Origin of the sequence: Pseudomonas sp. 14P_5.3_Bac1, from assembly GCF_025466135.1 — a bacterium.
Lineage (GTDB): Bacteria > Pseudomonadota > Gammaproteobacteria > Pseudomonadales > Pseudomonadaceae > Aquipseudomonas.
The window spans coordinates 205,005-230,689 of the sequence record NZ_JANLOF010000091.1 but is presented as its reverse complement, the minus strand read 5'-3'; the positions used below and the strand labels follow the sequence as shown (position 1 = coordinate 230,689).

At 62.7% G+C, this 25,685-nt stretch carries 25 protein-coding genes; 15 read left to right on the top strand and 10 right to left on the bottom strand.

Annotation, left to right across the window (positions count from 1 at the left end; all coding sequences use genetic code 11):
- Positions 1-15 precede the first annotated feature (15 nt).
- Together NTD89_RS29285 and NTD89_RS29280 are read left to right on the top strand one after the other, a co-directional pair.
- The gene (locus tag NTD89_RS29285) at positions 16-723 is read left to right on the top strand and encodes a winged helix-turn-helix domain-containing protein (RefSeq protein ID WP_262211017.1); all 708 of its coding nucleotides are present in this window, start codon (positions 16-18) and stop codon (positions 721-723) included.
- A complete protein-coding gene (locus NTD89_RS29280; protein WP_262211015.1) occupies positions 724-2,001 on the top strand; it encodes an ATP-binding protein in 1,278 nt (425 codons plus the stop codon).
- 419 nt (positions 2,002-2,420) lie between these two features.
- Here the strand turns inward: NTD89_RS29280 and NTD89_RS29275 are convergent, their stop codons facing one another.
- Together NTD89_RS29275 and NTD89_RS29270 are read right to left on the bottom strand one after the other, a co-directional pair.
- Positions 2,421-2,909, bottom strand: coding sequence for a GFA family protein (locus NTD89_RS29275; protein ID WP_262211014.1), 489 nt, complete (start codon positions 2,907-2,909; stop codon positions 2,421-2,423).
- 32 nt (positions 2,910-2,941) lie between these two features.
- Positions 2,942-3,832, bottom strand: coding sequence for a LysR family transcriptional regulator (locus tag NTD89_RS29270; protein ID WP_145161196.1), 891 nt, complete (start codon positions 3,830-3,832; stop codon positions 2,942-2,944).
- 253 nt (positions 3,833-4,085) lie between these two features.
- Between NTD89_RS29270 and NTD89_RS29265 the strand changes: the two genes are divergently transcribed.
- From NTD89_RS29265 to dctM, 8 genes are all read left to right on the top strand, one after another.
- Complete coding sequence (locus tag NTD89_RS29265; protein ID WP_262211012.1) at positions 4,086-4,904, top strand: MaoC family dehydratase N-terminal domain-containing protein; 819 nt, start codon at positions 4,086-4,088, stop codon at positions 4,902-4,904.
- 27 nt (positions 4,905-4,931) lie between these two features.
- Positions 4,932-6,095, top strand: coding sequence for an acyl-CoA dehydrogenase family protein (locus tag NTD89_RS29260; protein WP_242198258.1), 1,164 nt, complete (start codon positions 4,932-4,934; stop codon positions 6,093-6,095).
- 10 nt (positions 6,096-6,105) lie between these two features.
- Positions 6,106-7,455: an MmgE/PrpD family protein gene (locus tag NTD89_RS29255; protein WP_262211010.1), complete on the top strand. Its 1,350-nt coding sequence runs from the start codon at positions 6,106-6,108 to the stop codon at positions 7,453-7,455.
- Positions 7,456-7,464: 9 nt separating this feature from the next.
- A complete protein-coding gene (locus NTD89_RS29250) occupies positions 7,465-8,658 on the top strand; it encodes a CaiB/BaiF CoA transferase family protein (RefSeq protein WP_262211009.1) in 1,194 nt (397 codons plus the stop codon).
- A 15-nt stretch (positions 8,659-8,673) separates the two neighbouring features.
- Positions 8,674-9,489 (top strand): HpcH/HpaI aldolase/citrate lyase family protein, encoded by an 816-nt coding sequence (locus NTD89_RS29245; protein ID WP_145161185.1) that lies wholly within the window; start codon positions 8,674-8,676, stop codon positions 9,487-9,489.
- Positions 9,490-9,730: 241 nt separating this feature from the next.
- Entirely contained in the window at positions 9,731-10,714 is a 984-nt protein-coding gene (locus NTD89_RS29240) for a TRAP transporter substrate-binding protein (RefSeq protein WP_262211008.1), read from the top strand.
- Positions 10,715-10,907: 193 nt separating this feature from the next.
- Entirely contained in the window at positions 10,908-11,540 is a 633-nt protein-coding gene (locus NTD89_RS29235; protein ID WP_262211007.1) for a TRAP transporter small permease, read from the top strand.
- On the top strand, positions 11,540-12,820 hold the full coding sequence (gene dctM / locus NTD89_RS29230) for a C4-dicarboxylate TRAP transporter large permease protein DctM (protein ID WP_071487261.1): 1,281 nt from the start codon (positions 11,540-11,542) through the stop codon (positions 12,818-12,820). Before NTD89_RS29235 ends, dctM begins: the two co-directional genes overlap by 1 nt.
- Before the next feature lie 132 nt (positions 12,821-12,952).
- Here dctM and ampC read toward each other — a convergent pair whose 3' ends face one another.
- A complete protein-coding gene (ampC, locus tag NTD89_RS29225) occupies positions 12,953-14,107 on the bottom strand; it encodes a class C beta-lactamase (protein ID WP_262211004.1) in 1,155 nt (384 codons plus the stop codon).
- A gap of 127 nt (positions 14,108-14,234) precedes the next feature.
- Here ampC and NTD89_RS29220 point away from each other — a divergent pair, with 127 nt between their 5' ends.
- On the top strand, positions 14,235-15,113 hold the full coding sequence (locus NTD89_RS29220; protein WP_262211002.1) for a LysR family transcriptional regulator: 879 nt from the start codon (positions 14,235-14,237) through the stop codon (positions 15,111-15,113).
- 49 nt (positions 15,114-15,162) lie between these two features.
- Positions 15,163-16,056 carry a LysR family transcriptional regulator gene (locus tag NTD89_RS29215; RefSeq protein ID WP_262211001.1) on the top strand — a complete coding sequence of 298 codons (894 nt, stop codon included), beginning with the start codon at positions 15,163-15,165 and terminating at the stop codon, positions 16,054-16,056.
- Here the strand turns inward: NTD89_RS29215 and NTD89_RS29210 are convergent, their stop codons facing one another.
- From NTD89_RS29210 to NTD89_RS29195, 4 genes are read right to left on the bottom strand one after another with little or no spacing between them, the layout of a single operon-like run.
- Complete coding sequence (locus NTD89_RS29210) at positions 16,057-16,632, bottom strand: DUF1349 domain-containing protein (protein ID WP_262211000.1); 576 nt, start codon at positions 16,630-16,632, stop codon at positions 16,057-16,059.
- A 57-nt stretch (positions 16,633-16,689) separates the two neighbouring features.
- Positions 16,690-18,192, bottom strand: a complete 1,503-nt coding sequence (locus tag NTD89_RS29205) for an APC family permease (protein WP_262210999.1) — start codon at positions 18,190-18,192, stop codon at positions 16,690-16,692.
- On the bottom strand, positions 18,189-19,184 hold the full coding sequence (locus NTD89_RS29200; protein WP_262210998.1) for an aminotransferase class III-fold pyridoxal phosphate-dependent enzyme: 996 nt from the start codon (positions 19,182-19,184) through the stop codon (positions 18,189-18,191). Before NTD89_RS29200 ends, NTD89_RS29205 begins: the two co-directional genes overlap by 4 nt.
- Positions 19,139-19,447 carry an aminotransferase class III-fold pyridoxal phosphate-dependent enzyme gene (locus NTD89_RS29195; RefSeq protein ID WP_262210997.1) on the bottom strand — a complete coding sequence of 103 codons (309 nt, stop codon included), beginning with the start codon at positions 19,445-19,447 and terminating at the stop codon, positions 19,139-19,141. Before NTD89_RS29195 ends, NTD89_RS29200 begins: the two co-directional genes overlap by 46 nt.
- Positions 19,448-19,702: 255 nt before the next feature.
- On the opposite strand from NTD89_RS29195, the gene NTD89_RS29190 reads away from it, so the two are divergent.
- Entirely contained in the window at positions 19,703-20,887 is a 1,185-nt protein-coding gene (locus tag NTD89_RS29190; protein WP_145161167.1) for a DUF2252 domain-containing protein, read from the top strand.
- A gap of 367 nt (positions 20,888-21,254) precedes the next feature.
- On the opposite strand, the gene yghX is transcribed toward NTD89_RS29190, so the two are convergent.
- Entirely contained in the window at positions 21,255-22,142 is an 888-nt protein-coding gene (gene yghX / locus NTD89_RS29185; RefSeq protein ID WP_262210996.1) for a YghX family hydrolase, read from the bottom strand.
- Positions 22,143-22,186: 44 nt separating this feature from the next.
- Positions 22,187-22,681: a PaaI family thioesterase gene (locus tag NTD89_RS29180; protein ID WP_262210995.1), complete on the bottom strand. Its 495-nt coding sequence runs from the start codon at positions 22,679-22,681 to the stop codon at positions 22,187-22,189.
- Between the two features lie 121 nt (positions 22,682-22,802).
- On the opposite strand from NTD89_RS29180, the gene NTD89_RS29175 reads away from it, so the two are divergent.
- Positions 22,803-23,369, top strand: a complete 567-nt coding sequence (locus NTD89_RS29175) for a YceI family protein (RefSeq protein WP_262210994.1) — start codon at positions 22,803-22,805, stop codon at positions 23,367-23,369.
- Here NTD89_RS29175 and NTD89_RS29170 read toward each other — a convergent pair.
- Entirely contained in the window at positions 23,366-24,256 is an 891-nt protein-coding gene (locus NTD89_RS29170) for a DMT family transporter (protein ID WP_262210993.1), read from the bottom strand. The genes NTD89_RS29175 and NTD89_RS29170 overlap by 4 nt on opposite strands.
- An 89-nt stretch (positions 24,257-24,345) precedes the next feature.
- Here NTD89_RS29170 and NTD89_RS29165 point away from each other — a divergent pair, with 89 nt between their 5' ends.
- On the top strand, positions 24,346-25,671 hold the full coding sequence (locus NTD89_RS29165) for a PLP-dependent aminotransferase family protein (RefSeq protein ID WP_262210992.1): 1,326 nt from the start codon (positions 24,346-24,348) through the stop codon (positions 25,669-25,671).
- Positions 25,672-25,685 lie beyond the last annotated feature (14 nt).

Sequence of the window (25,685 nt, the reverse complement as noted above, 5' to 3'; positions counted from 1 at the left end):
CCACACTGAGAATTTATGGAAAACCTGGGTCTGGGCAAGGTCTTGCTCGTTGAGGACGATGAAAAGCTGGCAGGGCTGATCGCGCACTTCCTGTCGCAACACGGTTTCGAGGTGCGGGTGGTGCACCGCGGTGACGAAGCCTTGGCGGCGTTTCTCGACTTCAAGCCGAAAATCGTCGTGCTCGACCTGATGCTGCCCGGCCAGAGCGGCCTGCACGTGTGTCGCGGGATTCGTAACCTGTCCGACACGCCCATCGTGATCCTGACCGCCAAGGAAGACGACCTGGACCATATCCTCGGCCTTGAGTCCGGTGCCGACGACTACGTCATCAAACCCATAAAACCTCCGGTGCTGCTGGCGCGATTGCGTGCGCTGCAACGTCGCCAGGTGCCCGAACCCACCGTGCGCGGCTCGCTGGAGTTTGGCCGGCTGGCGATTGACCGCAGTTGCCGGGTGGTCAGCCTGGCCGGTGAGAAGATCGACCTCACCACCATGGAATTCGAACTGCTTTGGCTGCTGGCCAGCAGCGCGGGCAAGATCCTCTCGCGCGACGACATTCTTAACCGCATGCGCGGCATTGCCTTCGATGGCCTGAACCGCAGCGTCGACGTGTACATCAGCAAACTGCGCAGCAAACTCAATGACAACCCGCGTGAGCCGGTGTGCATCAAGACCATCTGGGGCAAGGGCTATCTGTTCAATCCATTTGCGTGGGAGGTTTAGATGCTGCGGCTGTTTCTGCGCCTGTATGTGATCCTGGCGCTGGGGTTGGCGGGCGCGATCTGGCTGGTCAACTACACCTTCGACGAGTTACTGCCCGAGGCCAACGAAACCTATAACCGCGATGCGCTGCGCGGTCCGGCCTATGGCCTGGTGGAGCAGTTGCGGCCCTTGCAAGGCGAGGCCCGGCAGGCGCGCCTGGCCCAACTGCAGCCTCATTATGGTTTGCGCCTCAAGCTGGTGCAGAGCGACACCCAGGCGCTGACCGAGCGCGAACAGCAGCTGTTGGCCGACGGCTTGCTGGTGGTGCGCGGGGATTTCATGGAGTTCCTGACCAATATCGACGGCGGGCCGCAACTGCTGGAAATCAAACTGCCGGAAGAGCCCAAGTGGCTGTACCTGTGGGCCTATGGTTTTCTCGGTGTGTGCCTGGCCATCGTCCTGTATTTCTGGGTTCGTCCGCACTGGCGCGACCTGGAGCATATCCGGCTGGCCGCGCAACGCTTTGGTGACAACGACCTGGCGTCGCGCATCCTGCTGCCGCGCCGTTCCACCGTGCGTGAGCTGGCCGGGCACTTCAACCAGATGGCCGAGCGCATCGAAAGCCTGATCGCCAACCAGCGCGAACTGACCAACGCCGTTTCCCACGAACTGCGCACGCCGATTGCGCGCTTGTCGTTCGAGCTTGATCAACTCAGACAACAGGCCGACCCGCGCCAGAGCCGTGAGCTGATCGCCGACATGTACGCCGACCTGGGCGAACTGGAGGAAATGGTTTCCGAACTGTTGACCTACGCCAGCCTGGAGCGCGGCGCCACCCAGGTTACCCGTGAAAACATTGAGGCTCACAGTTGGCTCGACAGCGTGATCGGCAGCGTGGCCCTGGAGGCTGAGGCGGCGGGTGTGCAGCTGTCGCTGCGTACCTGTGAGGTCGACTTTATCCAAATCGAACCGCGCTTTATGGCGCGTGCCGTGATCAATCTGCTGCGCAACGCCATTCGCTACGCCGAGCGCCGTGTCGAAGTGTCGTTGATCAGTTTTGGCAGCGGTTACGAAGTGCGCGTCAATGACGACGGCCCCGGTGTGCCGATGGACGGGCGGGCAAAGATCTTCGAACCCTTCCTGCGCCTCGACGCCAGCCGCGACCGCCGCACAGGCGGCTTCGGCCTGGGCCTGGCCTTGGTAAAACGGGTCAGCCAGTGGCATGGCGGACACGTGGAAGTGCTGGATTCGGAGTGGGGCGGAGCGTCGTTTCGAATGACCTGGGCGTATGCCGAGTAAGGCTTGGCGTGGATTCAGCAATGCCCATGTGGGAAAGGCCTTGCCAGCTCCCACATTTGACCGAGTACAAACGAGCAGCACACCCATCTACCTGATGCACTGAGATCCAACTGTGGGAGCGGGCTTGCTCGCGAAGGCGGTGGTTCAGTCAGCTCATGTGTCACTGACATACCGCTTTCGCGAGCAAGCCCGCTCCCACAGGTTGACCGCGTTCAGCTGTCAGCACCGCACGGCTTTGCTTTTCTGTGGGAGCTGGCTTGCCTGCGATGCAGGCACCTCGGTGTACCAGTGAAACCGAGTCGATGCCATCGCAGGCAAGCCAGCTCCCACCTTTGACCATCTACCTGATGCACTTCGAATGCTAGGGCTGCGCGGGCCAACAATCTTTGGGCGCTTTGTCGGGAAACGGTCAAAGACTGTTAACGGCTCAACCCGAGGCGCTCATGCCATTGGGCGATGGATTCTTCGGGGTATTCGTCGAACTGCAGGTCGCCTTTGCGCACGCTGACTTCAACCCAGGGCGCCCTGGAGCCGAGCATCAAGTGCGTGTGTTCCGGCGGCACCGGCAACGGCGTGTCGATGGCTGAGGCGAATGGATGAATCAGCTCCGGCCACTGCGGGCTGAACAGCCACAGTGCGCTGCCGCATTGCGAGCAGAAATGCCGTTCGGCGGTGCTCGCATGTGCACGCCTGGCGCCCTCGGGCTTGAGCCTGGCGTGGTAGATCGAAATCTGTTTACGCCCCTGGACCTTCAGGCTTTGCGTATCGCCGGCAAGGTTGATCGCATAACCGCCGCCGCCTTGGGTTTTGCGGCAGATCGAGCAGTAGCAGCGCTGGTAGGGATACGGGTGCTGGCTGGTCAGACTGAACGTTACGGCGCCGCAATGGCAGGATCCTTCGAGTTGCATGGCAGTCTCCTCTGGCAAGGTGACTGTTCAGCTTAGGCGCTTTGCGGCATCAAGGTAGCAATCAGCGCCCGAATGGTGCCCGGCAGTGCTTCCAGTTCGCGCACCAGAATACTGCGCTCGCGAATGGCCCAGGGTTCATCCAGTTTGACCGCCACCAACTGCATGGTCCGGCTGTGCCGCACAGCCGCAGACTCGGGAATGATGCCGATGCCCACGCCAGCCTCGACCATCCGGCAGATCGCCTCAAAGCTCGACACCTGGATACGCAGCGACAAATGCTTGCCGAGCCGTTCCACGTGCTCGCGCAAAAAGGTTAACAACGTGCTGCCTTCGTGCAGGCCGATATGTTGGTAGGCAAGGGTTTGTTCCAGCGTCACCGACGGCTGGTCGGCCAAGGGGTGGCCGACCGGCACCATCAGCACCAGTTCATCGGTGCTGAAATGCAGCACCTGCAAACCTGCCGCTTCAACCGGCCCGGCGATGATGCCCATGTCGCTGGTGCCATCGAGCACACCGCGCACGATATCGCGCGACAGGCGCTCTTGCAGGTCGACGGTCACGCCGGGACGCTGGGACAGAAAGCCCGCCAGCACCTCCGGCAAAAACTCGGTGACCGCCGTGGTGTTGGCGAAGATGCGGATATGCCCGGCCGAATCCACGCCGTATTGGGTGAACTCGCTCTTGAGGTAATCCACCTGGCGCATGATCAGCCGCGCATGGTGCAGCAAGCGTTCGCCCGCCGGGGTGATCTCCACGCCCCGGCTGTCGCGGTACAGCAGGCGCGTGTCGAGCTGGCCTTCCAGCGCCTTGATCCGCGCACTGGCGGCAGCGGGCGAGAGAAACGCGCGTTTCGCGCCTTGGGTCAGGCTGGGGGATTCGGCGATATGGATAAACAGGCGCAGGTCGGCGAGATCGAAGTGCATGCAGAACACCTATTCGGCAACGGTGAAGATCAATTGTGGGAGCTGGCTTGCCTGCGATAGCGGTGGATCGGGCGATGCATGTGCAACCTGACGCAACGCCATCGCAGGCAAGCCAGCTCCCACAGTGGATTGGAGGTGTGACAAGCGGCGTTCAGCATAACCGAACGCTGGTTTATTGAAATGCAAATTCTCAGAACGGGCAGGCGCTTGCATGATCCGGGGCAGACCACCACTGCCAGAGGATGTGTACCCGATGAGCGCCACCGATTGGATCGGCCGAAGTGAAACCGCCCACGACCACCTGAGCCACAACCTGCTCAAGCGTATTGCCGCGACCTTCGGCGAAGCGGTGCCCCAGGATGGCGAGGCCGTTCCACCGTTGTGGCAGTGGTGTTTTTTTCAAGACCCGCTGCCCGAATCGGCCCTGGGCACCGACGGCCACCCGGCGCGTGGCGGCTTCCTGCCACCGGCGGACAACCGCAATCGCATGTGGGCCGGTGGGCGCATCGAGTTCCTGCACGCCTTGCGCGCCGGTGAGGTGGCCACCCGCGAATCGACCATCACTCAGGTCGAAGAAAAGACCGGCCGCACCGGTTCGCTGCTGTTTGTCACCGTGCGCCATGACTATTCCCAGGGCGGTCGCCTGGCGATTCGCGAAGAACAGGACATTGTCTACCGCGAACCCACGCCACCCAAGCAGGGCAGCGGCGAGGCACTGGCCCAGGGTGAATGGCAGGAGACCGTCCTGCCCACGCCAACCCTGCTGTTTCGCTACAGCGCCGTGACCTTCAACGGCCACCGCATCCATTACGACTACCCCTATGTCACCGGCACCGAAGGCTACTCGGGCCTGGTGGTGCATGGGCCGTTGATCGCCACCTTGAGCCTGCGCGCGTTTTGCCGCGCCCATCCGCAAGCCACCCTGCGCCGGTTGGCCTATCGCGGCGTGCGCCCGTTGATCGCGCCGCAACCGTTTGCACTGAGCGGACGCGTGACGGCACCCGGCGTGGCGCAGTTGTGGGCCGGCAATGCCGAGGGCGTGGCGCAAACAGCCGAACTGCATTTCGAATAAACCAGAACAACAGGCGGAGAGCCGTTAATGAACCCCAATGACAACGAAGAACTCAATGCCATCCGCGAAGGCGTGCGCGCCCTGTGCGCCGAATTCGATGCCGCTTACTGGCGCAGGATCGACGAACAAAAAGGCTTCCCCGAAGCCTTCGTCAAAGCGCTGACCGACGCCGGCTGGCTGTCGGCGATGATCCCGGAAGAATACGGCGGCTCCGGCCTGGGCCTGGCTGAAGCCTCGGTGATTCTTGAGGAGGTGAACCGCTGCGGCGGCAATTCCGGCACGGTTCACGGCCAGATGTACAACATGTTCACCTTGCTGCGCCATGGCAGCGACGCGCAGAAAAGCTTCTACCTGCCCAAGCTCGCCAGCGGCGAACTGCGTCTGCAATCGATGGGTGTCACCGAGCCCACCACCGGCACCGACACCACCAAGATCAAGACCACCGCGATTCAGCGCGGCGACAAATACGTGATCAATGGCCAGAAAGTCTGGATCTCACGCGTGCAGCATTCCGACCTGATGATCCTGCTGGCGCGCACCACGCCACTGGCCGAGGTGAAGAAAAAGTCCGAGGGCATGTCGATCTTCCTGGTGGACCTGCGCGAAGCCATCGGCAACGGCCTGACCGTGCAGCCCATCGCCAACATGGTCAACCACGAAACCAACGAGCTGTTCTTCGACAACCTGGAGCTGCCCAAGGGCAGCTTGATCGGCGAGGAGGGCAAGGGCTTCAAATACATCCTCGACGGCCTGAATGCCGAGCGCACGCTGATTGCCGCCGAATGCATCGGCGACGGCCGCTGGTTTATCGAAAAGGCCAGCGCCTATGCCCGCGACCGCGTGGTATTTGGCCGGCCTATCGGGCAGAACCAGGGCGTGCAGTTCCCGATTGCCGAAGCGCACATCGAGATCGAAGCGGCAGACCTGATGCGCTGGCGCGCGTGCGCGGAGTACGACAGCGGCCAGAATGCCGGGGCCAGCGCCAACATGGCCAAGTACCTGGCAGCCAAGGCGTCCTGGGAAGCGGCCAACGCCTGCCTGCAAACCCACGGCGGTTTCGGGTTTGCCTGCGAGTACGACGTGGAGCGCAAATTCCGCGAAACCCGCCTGTACCAAGTGGCGCCGATCTCCACCAACCTGATCCTGTCCTACGTGGCCGAGCATTTGCTCGAACTGCCACGCAGCTTCTGAGGGCCTGACCATGAGCCATACCCAAGCCCTGTGTCGGTTCCTCGCCGAGTTGAACTACGAACACTTGCCCGAAAACGTGCTGGCGCGCACCGAAGACCTGTATCTGGATTGGCTCGCCTCTGCGTTGGCGAGCAAGGGCGCGCACCCGATTCCTTTGTTCGAGCGCTACGCGCAAAAGATGGGCCCGAGCAGCGGCCCGGCGCAGATCATCGTCAGTGGCGCCAGCAGCAGCGCGTATTTCGCCGCGCTGGTCAACGGCGCCGCGTCCCATCTGGTGGAGCAGGATGACCTGCACAACAGCTCGGTGCTGCACCCGGCCACCGTGGTGTTCCCGGCTGCCTTGGCTGCCGCGCAAGACCTCGGCAAATCCGGCCGCGAGTTGCTGCTGGCGTCGGTGGCCGGTTATGAAGCCGGGATTCGCATCGGCGAATTCATGGGGCGTTCTCACTACCGTATCTTCCACACCACGGCGACTGTCGGCACCCTGGCGGCGGCCATTGCCGTGGGCAAACTGCTGGATTTCAACGAAGAACAATTCATCAACCTGCTCGGCAGCGCCGGCACTCAGGCCGCGGGGCTGTGGGAATTCCTGCGCGACGCTGCCGACTCCAAGCAACTGCACACCGCCAAGGCCGCCGCCGATGGCTTGCTCGCCGCGTACCTGACCGCGGACGGCCTGACCGGCGCGCGCAATATTCTTGAAGGCGACCAAGGGTTGGCGGCGGGCATGTCCAGTGATGCGCAGCCGAGCAAATTGTCGGCCGACCTGGGCACGCGCTGGGCGCTGCTGGAAACCTCGTTCAAGTTCCACGCGTCGTGCCGCCATACCCATCCTGCCGCCGATGCGCTGTTGGATTTGATGCAGCGCGAAGGGCTGGGCGCTGAACAGATCGCCCGTGTGCAAACCCGTGTGCACCAGGGCGCCATCGATGTTCTGGGCCGCGTGGCAGTGCCCGCGACCGTGCACCAGGCCAAGTTTTCCATGGGCACGGTGCTCGGCCTGATCGCCGTGCATGGCAAGGCCGGGCTCACCGAGTTTCACCAACTGGCGCTGACCGATCCCGCCGTTGCGAGCTTTCGCGACAAGGTCAGCATGACGCTGGACCCTGAAGTGGACGGCGCCTACCCGCAACGCTGGCTGGGCCGCGTCACCGTCACCACGGTCGACGGCCGCACGCTGCACGGCGCCATTGATGAGCCCAAGGGCGACCCGGGCAACACCTTGAGCCGTGAGGCGCTGGCGGACAAGTTTCAGCGCCTGACCCACTTCAGCGGCGCCCGCACGCCGGCCCAGGCGGATGCACTGATCGACAAGGCCTGGAACCTGCGTAACGCCGCGTCCATGGCCCACTGGCTTTGAGGATTTGTGATGAATAATCAACGACCGCTGGACGGCATCACTGTCGTCAGCCTGGAACACGCGATTGCCGCGCCATTCTGCACACGTCAATTGGCCGATTTGGGCGCCCGCGTCATCAAGATCGAACGCCCTGGCGCCGGTGATTTTGCGCGTGATTACGACGAGCGCGTGCGCGGCCTGGCCTCACATTTCGTGTGGACCAACCGCTCCAAGGAAAGCCTGACCCTGGACCTCAAGCAGGACGAGGCGGGCGCCATCCTCGACACCCTGCTGGCCGACGCCGATGTACTGGTGCAGAACCTCGCACCCGGCGCGGCGGCGCGCATGGGCTTGTCGTTTGAAGCGCTGCACGCGCGTTTCCCACGGCTGATCGTCTGCGATATTTCCGGCTATGGCGAAGGCGGGCCTTACGAGAAGAAAAAGGCCTATGACTTGCTGATCCAGAGCGAGGGCGGCTTTCTATCGGTGACCGGCGGCCCCGGTGACGACCAGATGGCCAAGGCCGGTTGCTCCATCGCCGATATCTCTGCGGGCATGTACGCCTACAGCGGCATCCTCTCGGCGCTGCTGCTGCGCGGCAAAACGGGCAAGGGCAGCCGCATCGATGTGAGCATGCTCGAAAGCCTGGTGGAGTGGATGGGCTACCCGATGTATTACGCGTTCGACGGCGCGCCGCAACCCCCGCGCGCCGGGGCGGCGCACTCGACGATTTACCCGTATGGGCCGTTTCCCACCGGCGACGGCGGCACGGTAATGCTTGGTTTACAGAACGAACGCGAATGGGCGGCGTTCTGCGACAAGGTGCTGCTCACGCCGCAATTGGCCACCGATGAGCGTTTCTCGGCCAACTTCAAGCGTTCGGCCAACCGTGAAGTGCTGCGCCAGATCATTGTCGATAGCTTTGCGCAGCTGGACGCCGAGGCGGTGATCCAGCGTTTGGAAGACGCGCAGATTGCCAGTGCGCGTGTCAACGACATGCAGGGCGTGTGGGACCATCCGCAGCTCAAGGCGCGCGACAGCTGGCGTGAAGTCCAGAGCCCGGCCGGGCCGTTGCCGTCGCTGCTGCCACCGGCGCGCAATGCCGCGTTCACGCCGCGAATGGACGCTGTGCCGGCACTCGGGCAGCACAGCCAGAGCATCCTTGATCAGCTCGGCTATTCGGGTGAAGCCATCGACACTCTGCGTGCACGCGGCGTTATCTAATAAGGAATTCAAGTGATGCCAAAGCCTTTGGTTCGTTCGGCCTTGTTTGTGCCGGGCAGTCGCCCGGAGCGGTTTGCCAAAGCGTTGGCCAGTGGCGCCGATGCGGTGATTGTCGATTTTGAAGACGCGGTCGAAGAGCCGCTCAAACGCCAGGCGCGGGATAATCTTGGGGCGTTTCTGCAAGGCCATCCCGAGGCGCAGGTGTGGGTGCGTATCAACGCGCCGGAGCATGCCGAGCATTTCGAAGACGTGGCGTTCTGCAAAGCCCATGCAAATGTGGCAGGCGTGCTATTGCCCAAAGTCGAGAGCGCGGCGCAGGTGGCGGTGGTGGCGGCCACCGGCAAAATGATCTGGCCGATTATCGAAAGTGCGCGGGGTTTGTTGGCGGTGGCTGAAATCGCTCGGGCGCCGCAGGTGGAGCGCCTGTCGTTCGGGGGCCTGGACCTGGCGCTGGACTTGAACCTGAGCAGCCATTCCGCGGCCGCGCAGTTCGCCCTCGACCAGGCACGCCTGGCGTTGATCGTGCATTCGCGTGCGGCAGGGCTGGTTGCGCCGCTGGATGGCGTGCACCCGGCTATCGATGACCCTGAAGGTTTACGGCGTTCGATCCGGCACGCCTACGAGATGGGCTTTGCCGGGGCGCTGTGTATTCATCCCAGGCAGGTGGCGGTGATCCACGAGGCCCTGGCGCCGAGCGCCGATGATTTGGCCTGGGCCAAGCGCGTGGTAGAGGCCGGGGCGCACGGGGCAGGGGCCTATCAGATTGATGGGCAGATGGTGGATGCGCCGGTGCTGCTGCGCGCGCAGAGGTTGCTGGCGGCCAAGATATAGCTGACGAAACCGAATCAAAAACTGTGGGAGCTGGCTTGCCTGCGATTGCGGTGGCTCAGCTAACAAATCTACTGCCTGACACACCGCTATCGCAGGCAAGCCAGCTCCCACACTTGATCTTTATTGTTCTGAAGATTGGCGTTCGTCCTAGCCGAACGCAGGTATCTAAAATTCGAAATTCACTACACACGTGACATCAGGCACCTTGCCCTACAACACAACAATAAGAAGGTGATCGTCCATGCTCAAGCTTTCTCGGGCGCTGCTGTGCGCCGCCACGTTGTTTGCCGCGGGCCTGGCCCAGGCGGCGGACCCGATTGTGATCAAGTTCGCCCACGTGGTCGCCGAAAACACCCCCAAAGGCCAGGGCGCGCTGCTGTTCAAGAAGCTCGCCGAAGAGCGCCTGCCGGGCCGCGTCAAGGTTGAGGTGTACCCCAACTCGTCGCTGTTCGGCGACGGCAAGGAGATGGAAGCGCTGCTGCTGGGCGACGTGCAGATGCTGGCGCCGTCGCTGGCCAAGTTCGAGCAGTACACCAAGCAAGTGCAGATATACAACCTGCCGTTTTTGTTCAACGACCTGGCCGCCGTCGACCGCTTCCAGGCCGCGCAGGGCAAAGCCCTGCTGACCTCGATGCAGGACAAGAACATCCTCGGCCTGGCGTATTGGCACAACGGCCTCAAGCAACTCTCCTCCAACAAAGCCCTGCACGAACCCAAGGACGCCCGTGGCCTGAAGTTCCGTGTGCAAGCCTCCAGCGTGCTTGAGGAGCAGTTCAAGGCGATCCGCGCCAACCCGCGCAAGATGAGCTTTGCCGAGGTCTACCAGGGCCTGCAGACCGGCACCGTGAATGGCACCGAGAACACCTGGTCGAACTATGAAAGCCAGAAGGTCAACGAGGTGCAGAAGTACTTCACCGAGTCCAACCACGGCCTGATCGACTACATGGTGATCACCAACGCCACGTTCTGGAACGGCCTGCCGCCGGACATCCGCACCACCCTGGACCAGATCATGCTCGAGGTCACTGTGGAGGTGAACAAGCAGGCCGAGGCGCTGAACCAGTCGGCCAAGCAGAAGATCATCGACGCCAAGACCAGCGAAATCATCGAACTGACCCCCGAGCAACGCCAGCTCTGGCGCGAAGCCATGCGCCCGGTGTGGCAGAAGTTTGAAGGCGAAATTGGCGCCGACCTGATCAAGGCGGCGGACGCGTCCAACCAGTAGTTGGGCCAGCACCCAAACCTGCTTTGGAAACCGCTTTAGGTGGGCGCTGGCTTGCCTGCGATGCAGGCAACTCGGTGTATCTGCAGAACCGAGCTGCTCCCATCGCGGGCAAGCCCGGCTCCCACAGAGGTTCGCTCCCACAGGTTGAGCCGATTTCCACCCCGACATCATTCCCGCTTCGCGAGGTTTTGCCATGCAAACGCTAAGGCGCGTCTGGGAGCACCTGGAGGAAGGTTTTATCGCCTTCCTGCTGGCCGCCATGACCCTGGTGACATTTGTCTACGTCATGCTCAACAACATCTACACGCTGTTCTTTTCCCTGGCGGACAAGTGGGCGTGGAGCAGCCACTTCTTCAACGCCCTGGGCGACCACACCATGACCTGGGCCCAGGACATGACCTGGAGCGTGGCGCTGACCAAGGCCATGTTCGGCTGGCTGATTTTCTTCGGCATCTCCTACGGTGTGCGCACCGCCGGCCACCTCGGCGTGGACGCGCTGGTCAAGCTGACCAGGCGGCCGGTGCAACGCTTGCTCGGCATGCTCGCGTGCCTGTGCTGCCTGGCCTACGCGGGGCTGTTCATGGTCGCCAGCTACAAGTGGGTGAGCGCGGTAATGACCGCCCATATTGGCGCCGAAGACCTCGACCAATACGGCGTGGACGTGGGCGATATTGTGATCATCGTGCCCATCGGTTTCGCCCTGGTGTTCATCCGCTACCTGGAAATTTTCTACCGCATCTTTACCCACCGTCAGGTCGGCTTGGGGCTGGCCGATGAGGCCGGCGAGGCCAGCAAGTTGGCCGGCAGCCATGAGGAGCGTCACTGATGGCCGTGCTCTGTCTGTTTTTGCTGCTGTTCGTGTTCATGTTCCTCGGCGTGCCGATTGCGATTTCCCTCGGGCTGTCCGGCGCGGTGTCGATCCTGATGTTCAGCCAGGACTCGGTGAGTTCGCTGGCGATCAAACTGTTTGAAACCTCTGACGCCTACACCTTTCTGGCGATTCCGTTCTTCCTGTTGTCCGGTGCGTTCATGACCACCGGCGGCGTGGCGCAGCGCTTGATCGACTTTGCCAACGCCTGTGTCGGCCACATCCGTGGCGGCCTGGCGATTGCGGCGGTGTTGGCGTGCATGCTGTTTGCCGCGCTGTCGGGCTCATCGCCGGCGACGGTGGCAGCGGTGGGTTCGATTGCCGTGGCGGGCATGGTGCGCTCCGGTTACCCGAAGGAATTCGGCGCGGGGATCATCTGCAATGCCGGGACCCTGGGCATTCTGATTCCGCCCTCGATTGTGATGGTGGTTTACTCGGCGGCCACCGAAACCTCGGTGGGCAAGCTGTTTATGGCCGGTGTCATTCCGGGCTTGCTGCTGGGCCTGATGTTGATGGTCGCGATCTACATCGTTGCGCGCATCAAAAAACTGCCGGCTCAACCGCGTGCGACCTTTCGTGAGTGGCTGACCTGTGCGCGCCGGGCATTCTGGGGCTTGCTGTTGCTGGTGATCATCCTCGGCGGCATCTACAGCGGCATGTTCACCCCAACGGAGGCCGCGGCGGTGGCGGCGGTGTACTCGGCGTTCGTGGCGTTGTTCATCTACAAGGACATGAAATTTCGCGACTGCCCCAAGGTGCTGCTGGAGTCCGGGCGCCTGGCGATCATGCTGATGTTTATCATCGCCAACGCCATGCTGTTCGCCCACGTGCTGACCACCGAGCAGATCCCGCAGGAAATCACGGCCTGGGTGATCTCTGAAGGCCTCACGCCGATCGGCTTTCTGATCATGGTCAATATCGTGTTGCTGGTGGCGGGCAGCTTTATGGAGCCCTCGGCCATCGTGTTGATCCTGGCGCCGATCTTCTTCCCGATTGCCATGAAGTTGGGCATCGACCCGATTCACCTGGGGATCGTGATGGTGGTGAATATGGAAATCGGCCTGGTGCACCCACCCGTGGGGTTGAACCTGTTCGTGACCTCGGCGGTGACCGGCCTGACCCTGGGGCAGACCATCCGCGCGGCGTTGCCGTGGCTGATGATCCTGCTGGTGTTCCTGATTATGGTGACTTACTTGCCGTTCATTTCGCTGGCGTTGCCGCACTGGCTGGGGATGTAACACTCAACAACACAGTAATACTTTGTGGGAGCCGGGCTTGCCCGCGATGAGGGCGTGCCAGACGCTGCATTTGGCGACTGGCGCACCGCTACCGCGAGCAAGCCCGCTCCCACAGTTGATGTGTGCGAGGCTTTAGTGACCTATCGCGCTCAAGATCGCGTGCGCCACCTTGACCCGTTCAGCGTTGGGGTAATTCTTGTTCGCCAGCATCACCACGCCCATGTCCTTGCTCGGCACGTACACCACGTACGCCCCGAAACCGCCAGTCGAGCCGGTTTTGTTGTACAGCACGTTGGCCGGTTGCGGCTGTGCGGGCGTCAGCCAATTGACCTTGTGCGGCTCCATTGCCATAGGCGTGGAGTTGCCCTCCAGCAAGGCTTGCAGCGTGATCGGGTAAGGGTAGCGCTCCCAGCCCAGGCCCTGGGTCATGCCGTTCACGGTGTAGTAGCCCGCGTGGGTGGTGGCAATCGCCTGTTGCAGCGGCTTTTCCAGGGTTTGCGGGTGCAGGTTGACCATCACGTAGTGAGCCAGGTCGTGGGCGCTGGTCTTGATGCCGTAGGCTTCGCTGTCCAGCGCGCCGGGGCTGACGCGTACGGGCTTCTGGTTGTTGTCGTAGCCTTGGGCGTACAGCGCGGATTTGTCCGCGGGCACGCTGACGTGGGTGTTGGTCAAGCCCAGCTTGGGCAGCAGGGTTTTTTCCATGGCCACGTTGAACGGCTGGCCGAGGCTTTGCGCCGCCAGATAGCCGAACAGCCCGATGCTCGGGTTCGAATACAGGCGTTGTGCGCCCGGTGCGTAAGTCGGCTTCCAGTGCTGGAAGTAGCCGAGCATGGTCTCGGCGCTGTCGGCCGCGTCGGGAAATTGCAGGGGAAGGCCGCCGGCGGTGTAGGTTGCCAGCTGCAGCAGGCTGATCTTGTCGAAGGCGCTGCCGGCCAATGCGGGCAAGTGCTGGCTGGCGGTGTCCGAGAGCTTGAGCTTGCCGGTCGCCTGGGCGTAACCGCCGAGGGTGGCGGTGAAGGTTTTACTCACCGAGCCGACTTCAAACAGGGTGTTTTCGCTGACCGGCTGCTGGGTTTCTTTTGAGGCCGTGCCGTAGTTAAAGTATTGCACCTTGCCGTTCTGGACCACGGCGACCGCCAGGCCCGGAATGGCCTGTTGTTGCATCAACGGTTTTACGCTGGCGTCTACCACGGCCTGCAGGTCAGTTGCCGCCACGCAGTTGCCGGCAGCGATGAATACGGCCAGGGCGGTTAAATTACGCACTCCAAACAGAGAAAGTTGGGGCATGATGTCGCTTCCATGAGGTGATCGATTAAGTAGAAAGCCTGCGCAGGCGGGGCAAATGTAGGCAGTTTGCCGGTCGCGATCAAACGATCATATCTCGCACCAGCCATTAGAAAATCTAGGGTCAAGCATGCTGCGTTCCCATCTGCCGCTCAATGCCTTGCGCGCCTTCGAGGCGTCGGCCCGCCACTTGAGTTTTACCCGGGCCGCCATTGAGCTGTGTGTGACCCAGGCTGCGGTCAGCCATCAGGTGAAAAGCCTTGAAGCTCAACTCAATGTCACCTTGTTCAAGCGCCTGCCACGCGGCTTGATGCTCACCCGTGAGGGCGAGACCCTGCTGCCAGTGGTGCGCGAATCGTTTGACCGCATTGCCCAGACGCTCAGCCAGTTCGAAGGCGGGCATTACCGCGAAGTGCTCACCGTAGGCGCGGTGGGCACCTTTACCGTGGGTTGGCTGCTGCCACGCCTGCCGGACTTTCAGGCGCGCTACCCGTTTATCGACCTGCGCCTGTCCACCCACAACAACCGTGTGGACGTGGCCGCCGAAGGCCTGGATTACGCGATCCGCTTCGGCGCTGGCGCCTGGCACGGCACCGACGCCTGTGAATTGCTGGCGGCGCCGTTGACCGTGCTGTGTACACCCACGCTGGCCGAGCAATTGCGCACGCCGGCCGACCTGTTGAAACACACGCTGCTGCGCTCGTACCGCGCCGATGAGTGGACCCAATGGTTCCAGGCCGCAGGCCTGCCCGCCGACACCGTCGTACCGCGCAGCATCGTTTTCGATTCGTCGCTGGCAATGATGGAAGCGGCGCTGCAAGGCATCGGCGTGGCGCTGGCCCCGGCGATGATGTTCTCGCGGCAATTGGCGACGGATGTGATTCGCCAGCCGTTCGACGTTGGCATTACCACCGGCAGTTATTGGCTGACGCGTCTGCAGTCGCGGGCCGAAACCTCGGCGATGCTGGCGTTCAAGGGCTGGCTGCGAGCCGTATCCGCCGACGCCTGACTCGTGCCATTCTCGACCTGGGCCATCGAACTGATCAACAGGAGAGCCGATGCAGACTTCCGGCGTGGACATCCGTCAACTCAAGGCCTTTGTGGTGGTGGCCGAAGAGCTCAGCTTCGTGCGCGCCGCCACGCGCCTGCATGTGTCGCAACCGGCCTTGTCGCAGACCATTCGCCAGTTCGAGGCGCTGCTGGATGTGCAGCTGTTCGAACGTAATACCCGCAACGTTGCGCTGACTGGCGCCGGCCAGGCGCTGTTGCTGGAGGCGCGGGAAGTTGTGAATGGCGTCGGCCGCTTGGTGCAAACCGCCCGCGAGCACGCGCGCGGTGTGCGCGGTTGCTTGAACGTGGGCTTCCTGATCGGCGCCGGGGTCGACCTGATGCCGCAGATCCTCAGCGTGTTCGCCAAGCGCTACCCCGAGGTCGAACTGGTGGTGCGCGAGTACGACTTCGCTTCACCTCTGGCCGGCATCGATGCCGGCATGGACGTCGCGGTGCTGCGCCCACCGTTGGGGCTGCCGGCAATCGAGTTGCACACGTTGGTCGCCGAGCCTTGCGTGGCCTGCCTGGCATCCAGCCATCGACTCGCGGGCGAAAGCCGCGTCAGCGTGCATGACCTGCTCGATGAGCCGATCATTGCCGCGCCGGGCAGTGGCGTCTGGCGCAGTTACTGGACCGTCGATGCCTACCGCAACGGGCAGCCGGCGCGGATCGTGCACGAAGCCTCGACGGTGGAAACCGAATTGCAGGCGGTAGCGTCGGAGCGCGGAATCAGCATCACGGCACTCTCCACCGCACGTTTTTACGCACGGCCCGGCCTGGCGTTCCCGGTGATCAGCGACATGCCGATGTGCGAAGTGGCGGTGGCCTTGCCGCCGCACCCGAGCATGGCCGCGCGCAACTTCGCCGAACTGGCCGTGGAAGTGGCGAGCAGTCGCACCTAGTCAGGACAGGTCGTGCAGCGATTTGCCGTTCGGCGCGCTGACCTGCCATTCGCAAAAGCGCACTTCCAGGCCGCCGCGCTCAGGCGTGCAGCAGTACGGCCCGACCTGATACGACGGCGCGACAGGGAAGGGTGCCAGCCGCACCAGCGGCCAGCTCACGCCGTCCACCGAGACCTGCACGCGTAATACGCCGTTGGCCACGGTTGCGCGAATCCAGAAGGCTTGCGGGTCACCGGGGAACACGCCAGTGGCCCAGTCCGACACGCCATCGGTCAACACGCTGCTGAGCAGCGTCACGCCATCGGACAGCTCGGCGCCGACCTTCACCCACTGCGTTTCATCAATCCGCACCATCAGCCCGGCCTGATCGTACAAGTGCGCAAAGCCGCCCTGGATTTTCACCTGGGCGGTGAATTCCCCCGGCGTTTGCACAAACAGAAAATGGCCGTTGTCACGCACGAAGCCGTAGTGGGTTTCGCGCCAGAAATCGGTGTGGGCATCGGTGGTGACCGTCAGCCTGTCGTCTTCGCGGGTCCACTGTTGTGGCGGGTTGAGCCAGGTAGCCTGGGCAAACATCGATAGACCTCCTTGAGAGTGACAAGCAAAACCCCGTTGCCGGGGTTTTGTTTGTGGCTAGTGATCGAGCAACTGACTGTTCGGCCCCGCGCTGCCATTGTTGAGGCGCGTACGCAGTGAGAACAGCCACCACAGCACGCCGACCCCCAGTGTAACGCCGGTGGTGATCGCGCCGGTGCGGCTTTCTTCAGGCACGCTGAGGGTGAGGATCACCGCGATGGCCCAGGCGCCGCCCAGCAGGATCATCGGCAACAGCCAGCGGCCCAGGCTGAACACACCGTCCGGGGCGCCGGGCATGCGGCCGTTGCGGTAAGCGAGGAAGGCGGCGATCAAGGTCAGCAGGTAGGTGCAGTAGTAGGTCAGGCCGACCATCGAGTAGATCGCCGTGACAAACCCGCCGCTGGCCAGGTTGAGCAGCACGGCGATGGCGGTGATCAGCACGATGGCCGCCACTGGCGTGCCGAAGTGCGGGTTGATCTTCGCCAGCACCTTGGAGCCCGGCAGCATATTGTCCCGCGACAGCGCGAAGGTCATGCGCGTGGCCACTGCCATATTGGCGATCAGGCACGCGAGGATCGAGGCGAAGGCAATCACGATCATGCCGATGCCCGCCGCGTCGCCCAGTTGCAGGCGCACGATATTGATCACCGGGTTTTCACTGTGGCTGAGCAACTCGCTGACCGGGCCCGGTATCGCAATGCTCAGCAGCGCAAACACCACGAAACCCAGCACGCTGGACACCAGCACCGCGCGAATCATCGCCCGGGGTGCGGCGCGGCGCGGGTCTTTGGTTTCTTCGGACAGGTCAGCAGCGCCTTCCCAACCCAGCAGCACCGACACTGGCAACAAGGTGGCGAGGGCGAGGGTGGTGAAGCTGATGTCGCCGCCACTCACGGGCTTCGCCGAGGTCAGGATCGCCACGCCTTGGGTGTGTTCGAAGAAGAAAAACACGCCAAAGAACAAGGCAATCGCCAGCAGCACCGTGCCGATGATTTCGATGATCGCGCCGATGTCATTGATCCGTGTAGCCAGGCGAATCCCGCAGATATTCAGCAGCCCTACCACCAGCGTCGCGCCGATGCTCAGGCCCTGGATCTGGCCTTGTGTAGGGTTGGCCCAAATCTCGGGGGCGAACACCGTGCCGATGGCGGCCGAAGTGGCCGCCGTGCCGGCGACAAACGAGGTGAACGCTACCCAGCCAGTGAACCAGCCGAAGTGATTGCCGGCCAGGCGGCTCGACCACTGATAGGCGTAACCGGTAAGCGGGATACGCCCGGCCAAATGGCAGTAGACCATCACGATGCAGCACACCAGCGGGATCACCAGCAGCCATAGCAGGATGCCGATGCCGCCGACGCGGTTGAACGGGTCGGCAAACAGCGTGACCACGCCGGTGTTGATCGAGACCATGGAGAAGGCCAGGGCAAACGAGGTGAAGGCACTCATGGTGCGGTGCATCTTTTGCTCGTAGCCAAGGCTCGCCAGGTCGGCGTCGTCGCTGGACAGCGTGGCTTGGGTATTCGGTGGGGCGGTGACGGGGCTTTCGACAATTGTGCTCATGGCCGCTGCTCCTCGATGATGCCGATCACTTCATCCAGCACGTCGAGTGCCTTGGCCAGCAGTGGGCGCTCGATGTCCAGCGGCGGCTTGACCTTGATCAGGTTGCCCAGGCCCGCGTAACGGCTCTCGCCGAACAATACGCCGCGCTCCAGCCCAAGGCGATAGACCTCTTGGGACTCACGGCATGCGGGCTCTTTGGTGGCGCGGTCCTTGACCAGCTCAATGGAGGCCATCAGGCCCGGGCAGCGCACGTCGCCGATCAGCGGGTGACGGGTTTGCATCTCTTTGAGCCGTGCGGTGATGTATTCGCCCGAGTCGCGCGCCTTGTCGCACAGACCGTCGGCGACGATGGCTTCGACGGCGGCGTAACCTGCGGCCAGCGAAACGGGAAAGTGGCCAAAGGTCAGCGCTTCTTCACCTTCGTCAAACCACTTGAGTGTGTCGTCGGCCAGGATGCCGGCCAGCGGAAAGCCGCCGCCCACGCCTTTGCCGAACACGATGATGTCGGGCAGTACGTCGTAATAGTCCGCCGCCCACATCGTGCCCATGCGCCCGAAACCGGTTTGCACTTCATCGAAAATCAGTAACACGCCGAGGCGATCACAGATCTCGCGCACGCCTTTGTAGTACGAGCGCGGAAACTCGATGTGCCCGCCATTGCCCTGAATGGGCTCCATCATCACTGCTGCCACACCGCCGTCGACGCCTTTGAGAATGGTGTCTTCAAGCAGACCCAGGCACAGCTGGGACTCGGTTTCCGGGTCCAGCCCGAGTCGGGTGCGATACGGGTTCGGGTGCGGCACGCGGGTAAAGCGCGGCTGAATCGCCAGGAATGGGTTATTCGGGTGCGGCCAGCTGGCGCCGAGGGTGGCCAGGGAGCGGCCGTGGTAACCGTCTTGCAGCACCAGCAGGTTCTGCGCGCCGGGACGGTTTTTGAACGCCAGTTTCATCGCCATTTCACCGGCGAGGCTGCCATGCAGGGCAAAACCCATTTGGTTGAGCGAGACCGGCGAGACTTCGCGCAGCTTCGCCACCAGCCGGGTGTGGGCGGGGAGCCGAAGTTGGGGCGGATGTGGGTCATGTCGCGCAGTTGCGCAATCGCCGCCTCCACCACGCGCGGGTCGTTGGCCCCCAGGTTGTTCGACCATGCCTGGGCGGTGCAGTCGATGTATTCCTTGCCTTGGTCGTCCCACACCAGCGAGCCACGGGCCTTGACCAGGTTGATCTTGGTGGGCGCCTGGAGTGCAGTGTTCATCACGTCATTCATCTGCTTTATCTCTTTTTTTAGGGCGGCAGTGTTTGTGGATGTGTGCAGTTAGGGTTGTGACTCGCTGCATCGAGTAGGCCGATGCTAGCGCGCAGGGGCGGGCGATTAGAAAGACGGATTAGCGACGGATTATTTGGTGTGGCTTATGAATTGAAACAGGCTTTTTGCCAGTTTTTTTGAAACATAATGAAACATTCCTTGTGGGGCTACGCTCTACCGCATCTCCCCGTACTGAGTTCATCCATGAAAACCCCGCGCCCCGCCGACCGCATGCCCCACCTCACGCAACTGCGCAACTTGAAGATGGCGCGCTCCGCCCACGCCTATGTGCGCGGCAGCACGGTGCAGTTTTACGAATGGCTGCACAGCCAGCCAGGCCGCCGCTTGCCGCACGGCCCGGCGATCTGGATCTGCGGCGATTGCCACGCCGGCAACCTGGGCCCGACCGGCGATATCAAGGGCCGTATCGACATGCACATCCGCGACCTTGACCAGACCGTAATCGGCAACCCGGCCCACGATCTGGTGCGCCTGGCCTTGTCGTTGGCCACCGCCGCACGCGGCTCGGACCTGCCCGGAGTGACCACCGCGCGCATGCTTGAAGAGATGATCGGCGGCTACGAACAAGCCTTCAAAGACAAGCCCGACGAAGTGCCGCCACGCCCATCCCAGGTCAAGGCCGGCATGCGCAGCGCGGTGGAGCGCACCTGGAAAAACCTGGCGCGTGAACGCATTGAAAACGTGCGGCCGACGATTCCACTGGGCAAGCACTTCTGGGCATTGTCGCGGGCAGAAAAGGGCGCCCTGCAAACCCTGTGCGCCTCGGATGAAATCCACCAGTTGGTCACCTCGCTCAAAGGCCGGCCCAAAGACGCCAAGGTTGAACTGCTGGACTCAGCCTATTGGGTCAAGGGCTGCAGCTCCCTCGGCTTGCTGCGCTATGCGGCACTGCTGGGCGTGGGCGACAAGGATGATCAGGAATATTGCCTGATCGATATCAAGGAAGCCGTCGGCGCCGCTGCACCGCGTACACCACGCGCGAAGATGCCCCGCGACAATGGACGACGGGTGGTGGAAGGCGCGCGCCAGCTGTCACCAGGCTTGGGTGAGCGCATGCTGGCGACGCGCTTTTTGGATCACGGATTCTTCATCCGCGAGCTGCTGCCCCAGGACATGAAGCTGGAGCTGGATGAGCTCAGCGAAACCGACGCCATGCACGCCGCCGGTTACCTGGCCCGCGTGGTCGGCATCGCCCATGCCCGGCAAATGGACCGCGATACGCGCAAGCAGTGGATGGCGGTGCTGCAGGAAAACCGCTCGAAACAGCTGGATGCGCCGTCGTGGTTATGGACCAGTGTGGTGCAGTTGGTGGGGAGTCATGAGCAGGGTTATCTCAACCATTGTCGGCGGTATGCGCTCGAACACTGATCTGGAAAACTGCGCGTACCCAATGTGGGAGCTGGCTTGCCTGCGATAACGGTGGGTCAGCCAGCCTATTGGTTACTGAAAGACCGTCATCGCAGGCAAGCCAGCTCCCAAAGTTTTTGCTGTGAAAATTGAAAATCGGGATCAGACCACGGTTTTGGATTAAGCGTGGTCTGCCCCTTATTTCTAAGCTGAGAGCTGGCTTGATGTGGCGAGCGGGCTTGCCCCGCGTTGGGCTGCGCAGCAGCCCCAGAACAGTCACCGCGCCTTTCCAGAATGATTGAGTCGTCAGGTTTTAGGGCCGCTCCGCGCCCCAACGCGGGGCAAGCCCGCTCGCCACGGCAAGACAGCTTCCAGATTTAGAGTGGGGTCAGGCCAGGTATTTGTGGAACCAGCCGAGGGTTCTTTCCCACGCCAGATTCGCCGCCGCCTCGTCATACCTGGGCGTTGAATCATTGTGAAACCCGTGGTTGGCGCCCTTGTAGATGTACGCCTCGTACGTCGTGCCCGCCGACTTCAAGGCCTTCTCATACGCCGGCCAACCTTCGTTGATCCGCGTATCCAGCTCGCCGTAGTGCAGCATGATCGGCGCCTTGATCCGCGGCACATCTTTTGCCTCCGGCTGCTTGCCGTAAAACGACACCGCCGCGCCTAATTCGGGGTAAGCCACCGCCGCGGCATTGGTCACGCCGCCGCCGTAGCAGAAGCCGGTAATCCCGACTTTGCCGGTGCTGTTGTCGTGGTGCATCAGCCATTCGATGGCGGCGAAGAAGTCGTTCATGAGTTTTTCGGGGTCGACTTTCTGTTGCAGTTTTACGCCTTTTTCATCGTTGCCCGGGTAGCCGCCCATGGAGGTGAGGCCGTCCGGCGCCAGGGCGATGAAGCCGGCTTTGGCCAGGCGGCGGGCGACGTCTTCGATGTAGGGGTTCAGGCCACGGTTTTCGTGAACCACCACCACGGCTGGCACCTTGCCGCTGGCCTTGGCCGGGCGTACCAGGTAGCCGCGCACCGTGCCGTTGCCTTTGGGCGAAGGGTAGGTGATGTAGTCGGCGATGATCTCCGGGTCGGTGAACTTGACCTGTTCGGCCAGCGCATAGTCGGGGCTCAAGGCCGCCAGCAGCGCAGAGGCGGTGAGGCCGCCGAAGGTGAACAGCGCGGCGCGGTCGAGAAATTCGCGGCGGTTGAGCTTGCCGTGGGCGTAGCCGTCGTAGAGTTCCAGCAGTTCGGGGGCAAAGTCTTTCGCGGTGAGACGAGTCATCGGTGCATTCCTCGATTAGCGGTGGCAATCAATGTAGACCAGGATCAGCCCGCGCGACCATGCGCGGCAGCGGCCAGTTGCCCAGTGTCGACGCGCACGAACACCGAGTCACCGATGGCAGTGAGCACGTCACCTGCGTACACCTCGCAGACCACGCGGCTTTTGCGTCCCACCTCGCCCTCAACCCACGCGCGCAGGCTCAGCGTGACGCCCATGGGCGTGGGCTTGATGAATTTGATGCCGAGGTTGCCGGTGACGCAATCGATGCGCGGCAAGCTGCCGGGTGCACGTTGCTCGGCGCGGTAGTGATAAGCCATGGCCGTCCAGTTGGAATGACAGTCCACCAGCATGGCGATCAGGCCGCCGTAGACCAGGTCGGGCCAGCCGCTGTATTTGGCCTCGGGTTGATGCTCGGCGATGACATGGACGCCATCGGCGTCCCAACGGCTTTTGATGTGCAGGCCATGCGGGTTGCTGCCACCACAGCCGTAGCAGATGCCTTCGGGGGCGGTGGTGTCCTGCAGAGAAGGGGTGGGCATGAAAAGTCCTTATTGTTTTTCGCGACTACTCTGTTTAGCAGGACGCGCGCCCGATGGGAATAAATCCATGCCATGGCGTGTTAGCTCAGCACGTGTGTCCTTTTCTCTCGCGGAGCGTTTCATGAAGCGTCGAATGTCCAAGGTGTTTTTGCTGGCCCTCGTCTTCTGTTGGTTTTCCAGCGCGCAGGCCGCGGAATACAAAGACGTCAACCGCACCGCCAGCCAGATCAGCTTTACCTTCCAGCAGTTCGGGCAGCGGGTGTATGGCACCTTCAGCGACTTTGAAGGCACCCTGACGTTCGATACGCAAAAGCCCGAGGCGGCGCATGCGTTGCTCAAAATCCAACTCGCCAGCATCGACGCCGGCAGCCCGGACGCCAATACCCAGTTGCAACAACCGGCGTGGTTCGACACCACGGCCTATCCGGTCGGCGTGTATGAGTCCAGCGGCGCCACCGCGTTGGGCGACAACCGCTACACGATCAACGGCAACCTGACGATCAAGGGCATCACGCGGCCGGTGGACATCACTGTGCTGCTCAAGGAGCAAAGCGGCATCGGTGTGTTCGACGGTGAGTTCGTGCTCAAGCGCGATGACTTCAAGATCGGCGAAGGTGAGTGGGCGGGCAACAGCGTGGTGTCCAACGACATCACCGTCAAGTTCAAGATGGTTGCGCCGCAGCGTTAGCGCGCGAAGCGCTTCGCGCCGGCCACGCAGCCGATCACCGCAACCGTCACCAGCACCATGCCCAGGCTGACCTGCTCATGCAGCAGGCCCGCTGCCAGCGCCAGGCCAAAGAAGGGTTGCAGCAACTGCAACTGGCCGACGGCGGCGATGCCCCCCTGTGCCAGGCCGCGGTACCAGAACACAAAGCCGATGAGCATGCTGAACAACGCCACATAGCCCAGGCTCAGCCAGGCCGGCAGGCTGATGCCGGTCAAGGTCGCAGGGGCGAGGATCAGACTCAGCGGCGCCACCACTGGCAGCGACACCACCAGCGCCCAGCAGATCACCTGCCAACCCCCCAAGGTGCGCGACAATTTGGCGCCCTCGGCATAGCCCAAACCGCATGCCAGCACTGCCAACAGCATCAGCACGTCACCCACGGGCGCGGCGCTCAAGCCTTGGGCGACGGCGTAACCCATCACCAACAGGCTGCCGAGCGTCGAAAACAGCCAGAACACCGGGCGCGGCCGCTCGCCGCCACGCAGCACGCCGAATACCGCCGTGGCCAGCGGCAGCAGGCCGATGAATACGATCGAGTGCGCCGAGGTGACGTATTGCAACGCCAACGCCGTCAGCAGCGGGAAGCCAATCACCACACCGAGCGCGACGACTGCCAGCGGCATCCACTGCGCGCGCGCGGGGCGTTTCTCCTTGAACACACCGAGCAGGCACAGCCCCAGCGCGGCGGCCAGGGTGGCGCGGATCATGGTCAGAAATACCGGGTCGAACTCCATCACCGCCAGGCGCGTGGCCGGCAGTGAGCCGCTGAAAATGAGCACGCCAATAAAACCGTTGATCCAACCTTGAGTGCTGCTGTCGAGGCTGTTGAGGCGAAGGGTGCGTTCCATGAGGGTGTGCCTGAAAAGGTTAGGTTGCGTTCGGCCATCCTAGGATCGAAGATTAAGACAATCAAAAAATTGTCATGGATACATCACCTATGCCACGTGCTCGCTACAAGTCGTTGGTCGATGCTTTTGCCGCGGATATCCGCAGCGGTGCGCTGCCACCCGGCACGCGTCTGCCCACCCACCGGCAATTGGCCGCCGACCATGGCCTGGCGCTGGTCACGGCCAGCCGGGTATACAGCGAGCTTGAGGCGATGGGCCTGGTCAGTGGCGAAACCGGGCGCGGCACTTTCGTGCGCGAGATCTCGTTGCCGCCGGGGCAGGGCAGTGGGCAGATGACGGTGGCGACGGGCATGCTCGACCTCAATTTCAACTACCCGTCGCTGCCGGGCCAGGCCGATTTGCTGCGCACGGCTTTGCGCCAACTGGCGCTGTCGGGCGACCTGGAGGCGCTGCTGCGCTACCAGCCCCATGCCGGCCGCCTGCACGAGCGCGCGGCGGTGGCGCGGCACCTGTTGAGCCGAGGGCTGGTGGTGGAGGCCGAGCAAGTGCTGGTGGTCAGCGGTGCCCAGCACGGCTTGGCGGTGACGATGATGGCATTGCTCAAACCGGGGGATGTGATTGCCGTCGATGCCCTGACGTATTCAGGCTTTAAAGTGCTGGCCGAAACCCTGCACCTGGAAATCGTCGCGATCCCGGTCACTGCCAGTGGCCCGGATCTGGACGCCCTGCAACGCCTGTGCAGCAAACGCCCGGTGCGCGCGGTGTACAGCATTCCGACCCTGCATAACCCGTTGGGTTGGGTGATGAGCCTGGAACAGCGCGAGGGATTAGTCGGCATTGCTCGACAACACAACCTGATGATCATCGAGGACGCGGCCTACGCGTTTCTGGCAGCAGAAGCGCCGCCGCCATTGGCAACCCTGGCGCCTGAGCGCACGGTGTACGTCGGCGGGTTTTCCAAGAGCGTCGCGACCGGGTTGCGGGTCGGCTTTATTGCCGCGCCCCCGGCCTGGGTAAAGAAACTGGAACGCACCATCATGGCCACCACCTGGAACGTGCCCGGTGTCATGAGTGCGATGGCCGTGGCCTGGATCGAGGACGGCACGGTCGACCGACTGGAAGCGCAGAAGCGCCAGGATGCCAGCGCGCGACAGGCCTTGGCGGCGCACGTGCTCAAGGGCGTGCATTACATCAGCCACCCGTCATCGTATTTTCTGTGGCTGCCACTGGGTGAAGAGGCCAGGGCCGATCAGATCGCCATGGCCTTGCAGCGCGAGGGTATTTCGGTGTCGACCGCCGAGCCGTTTGCGGTCTCGGCAACCGTGCCCCACGCGCTGCGTTTGGCGTTGGGCTCGGTGAGCATGTCGGCGCTGCGCGAGGCGCTGGTGAAGGTTCGCGAGGTGGTGCAATGGTGAGCTGAGGCGCGCCC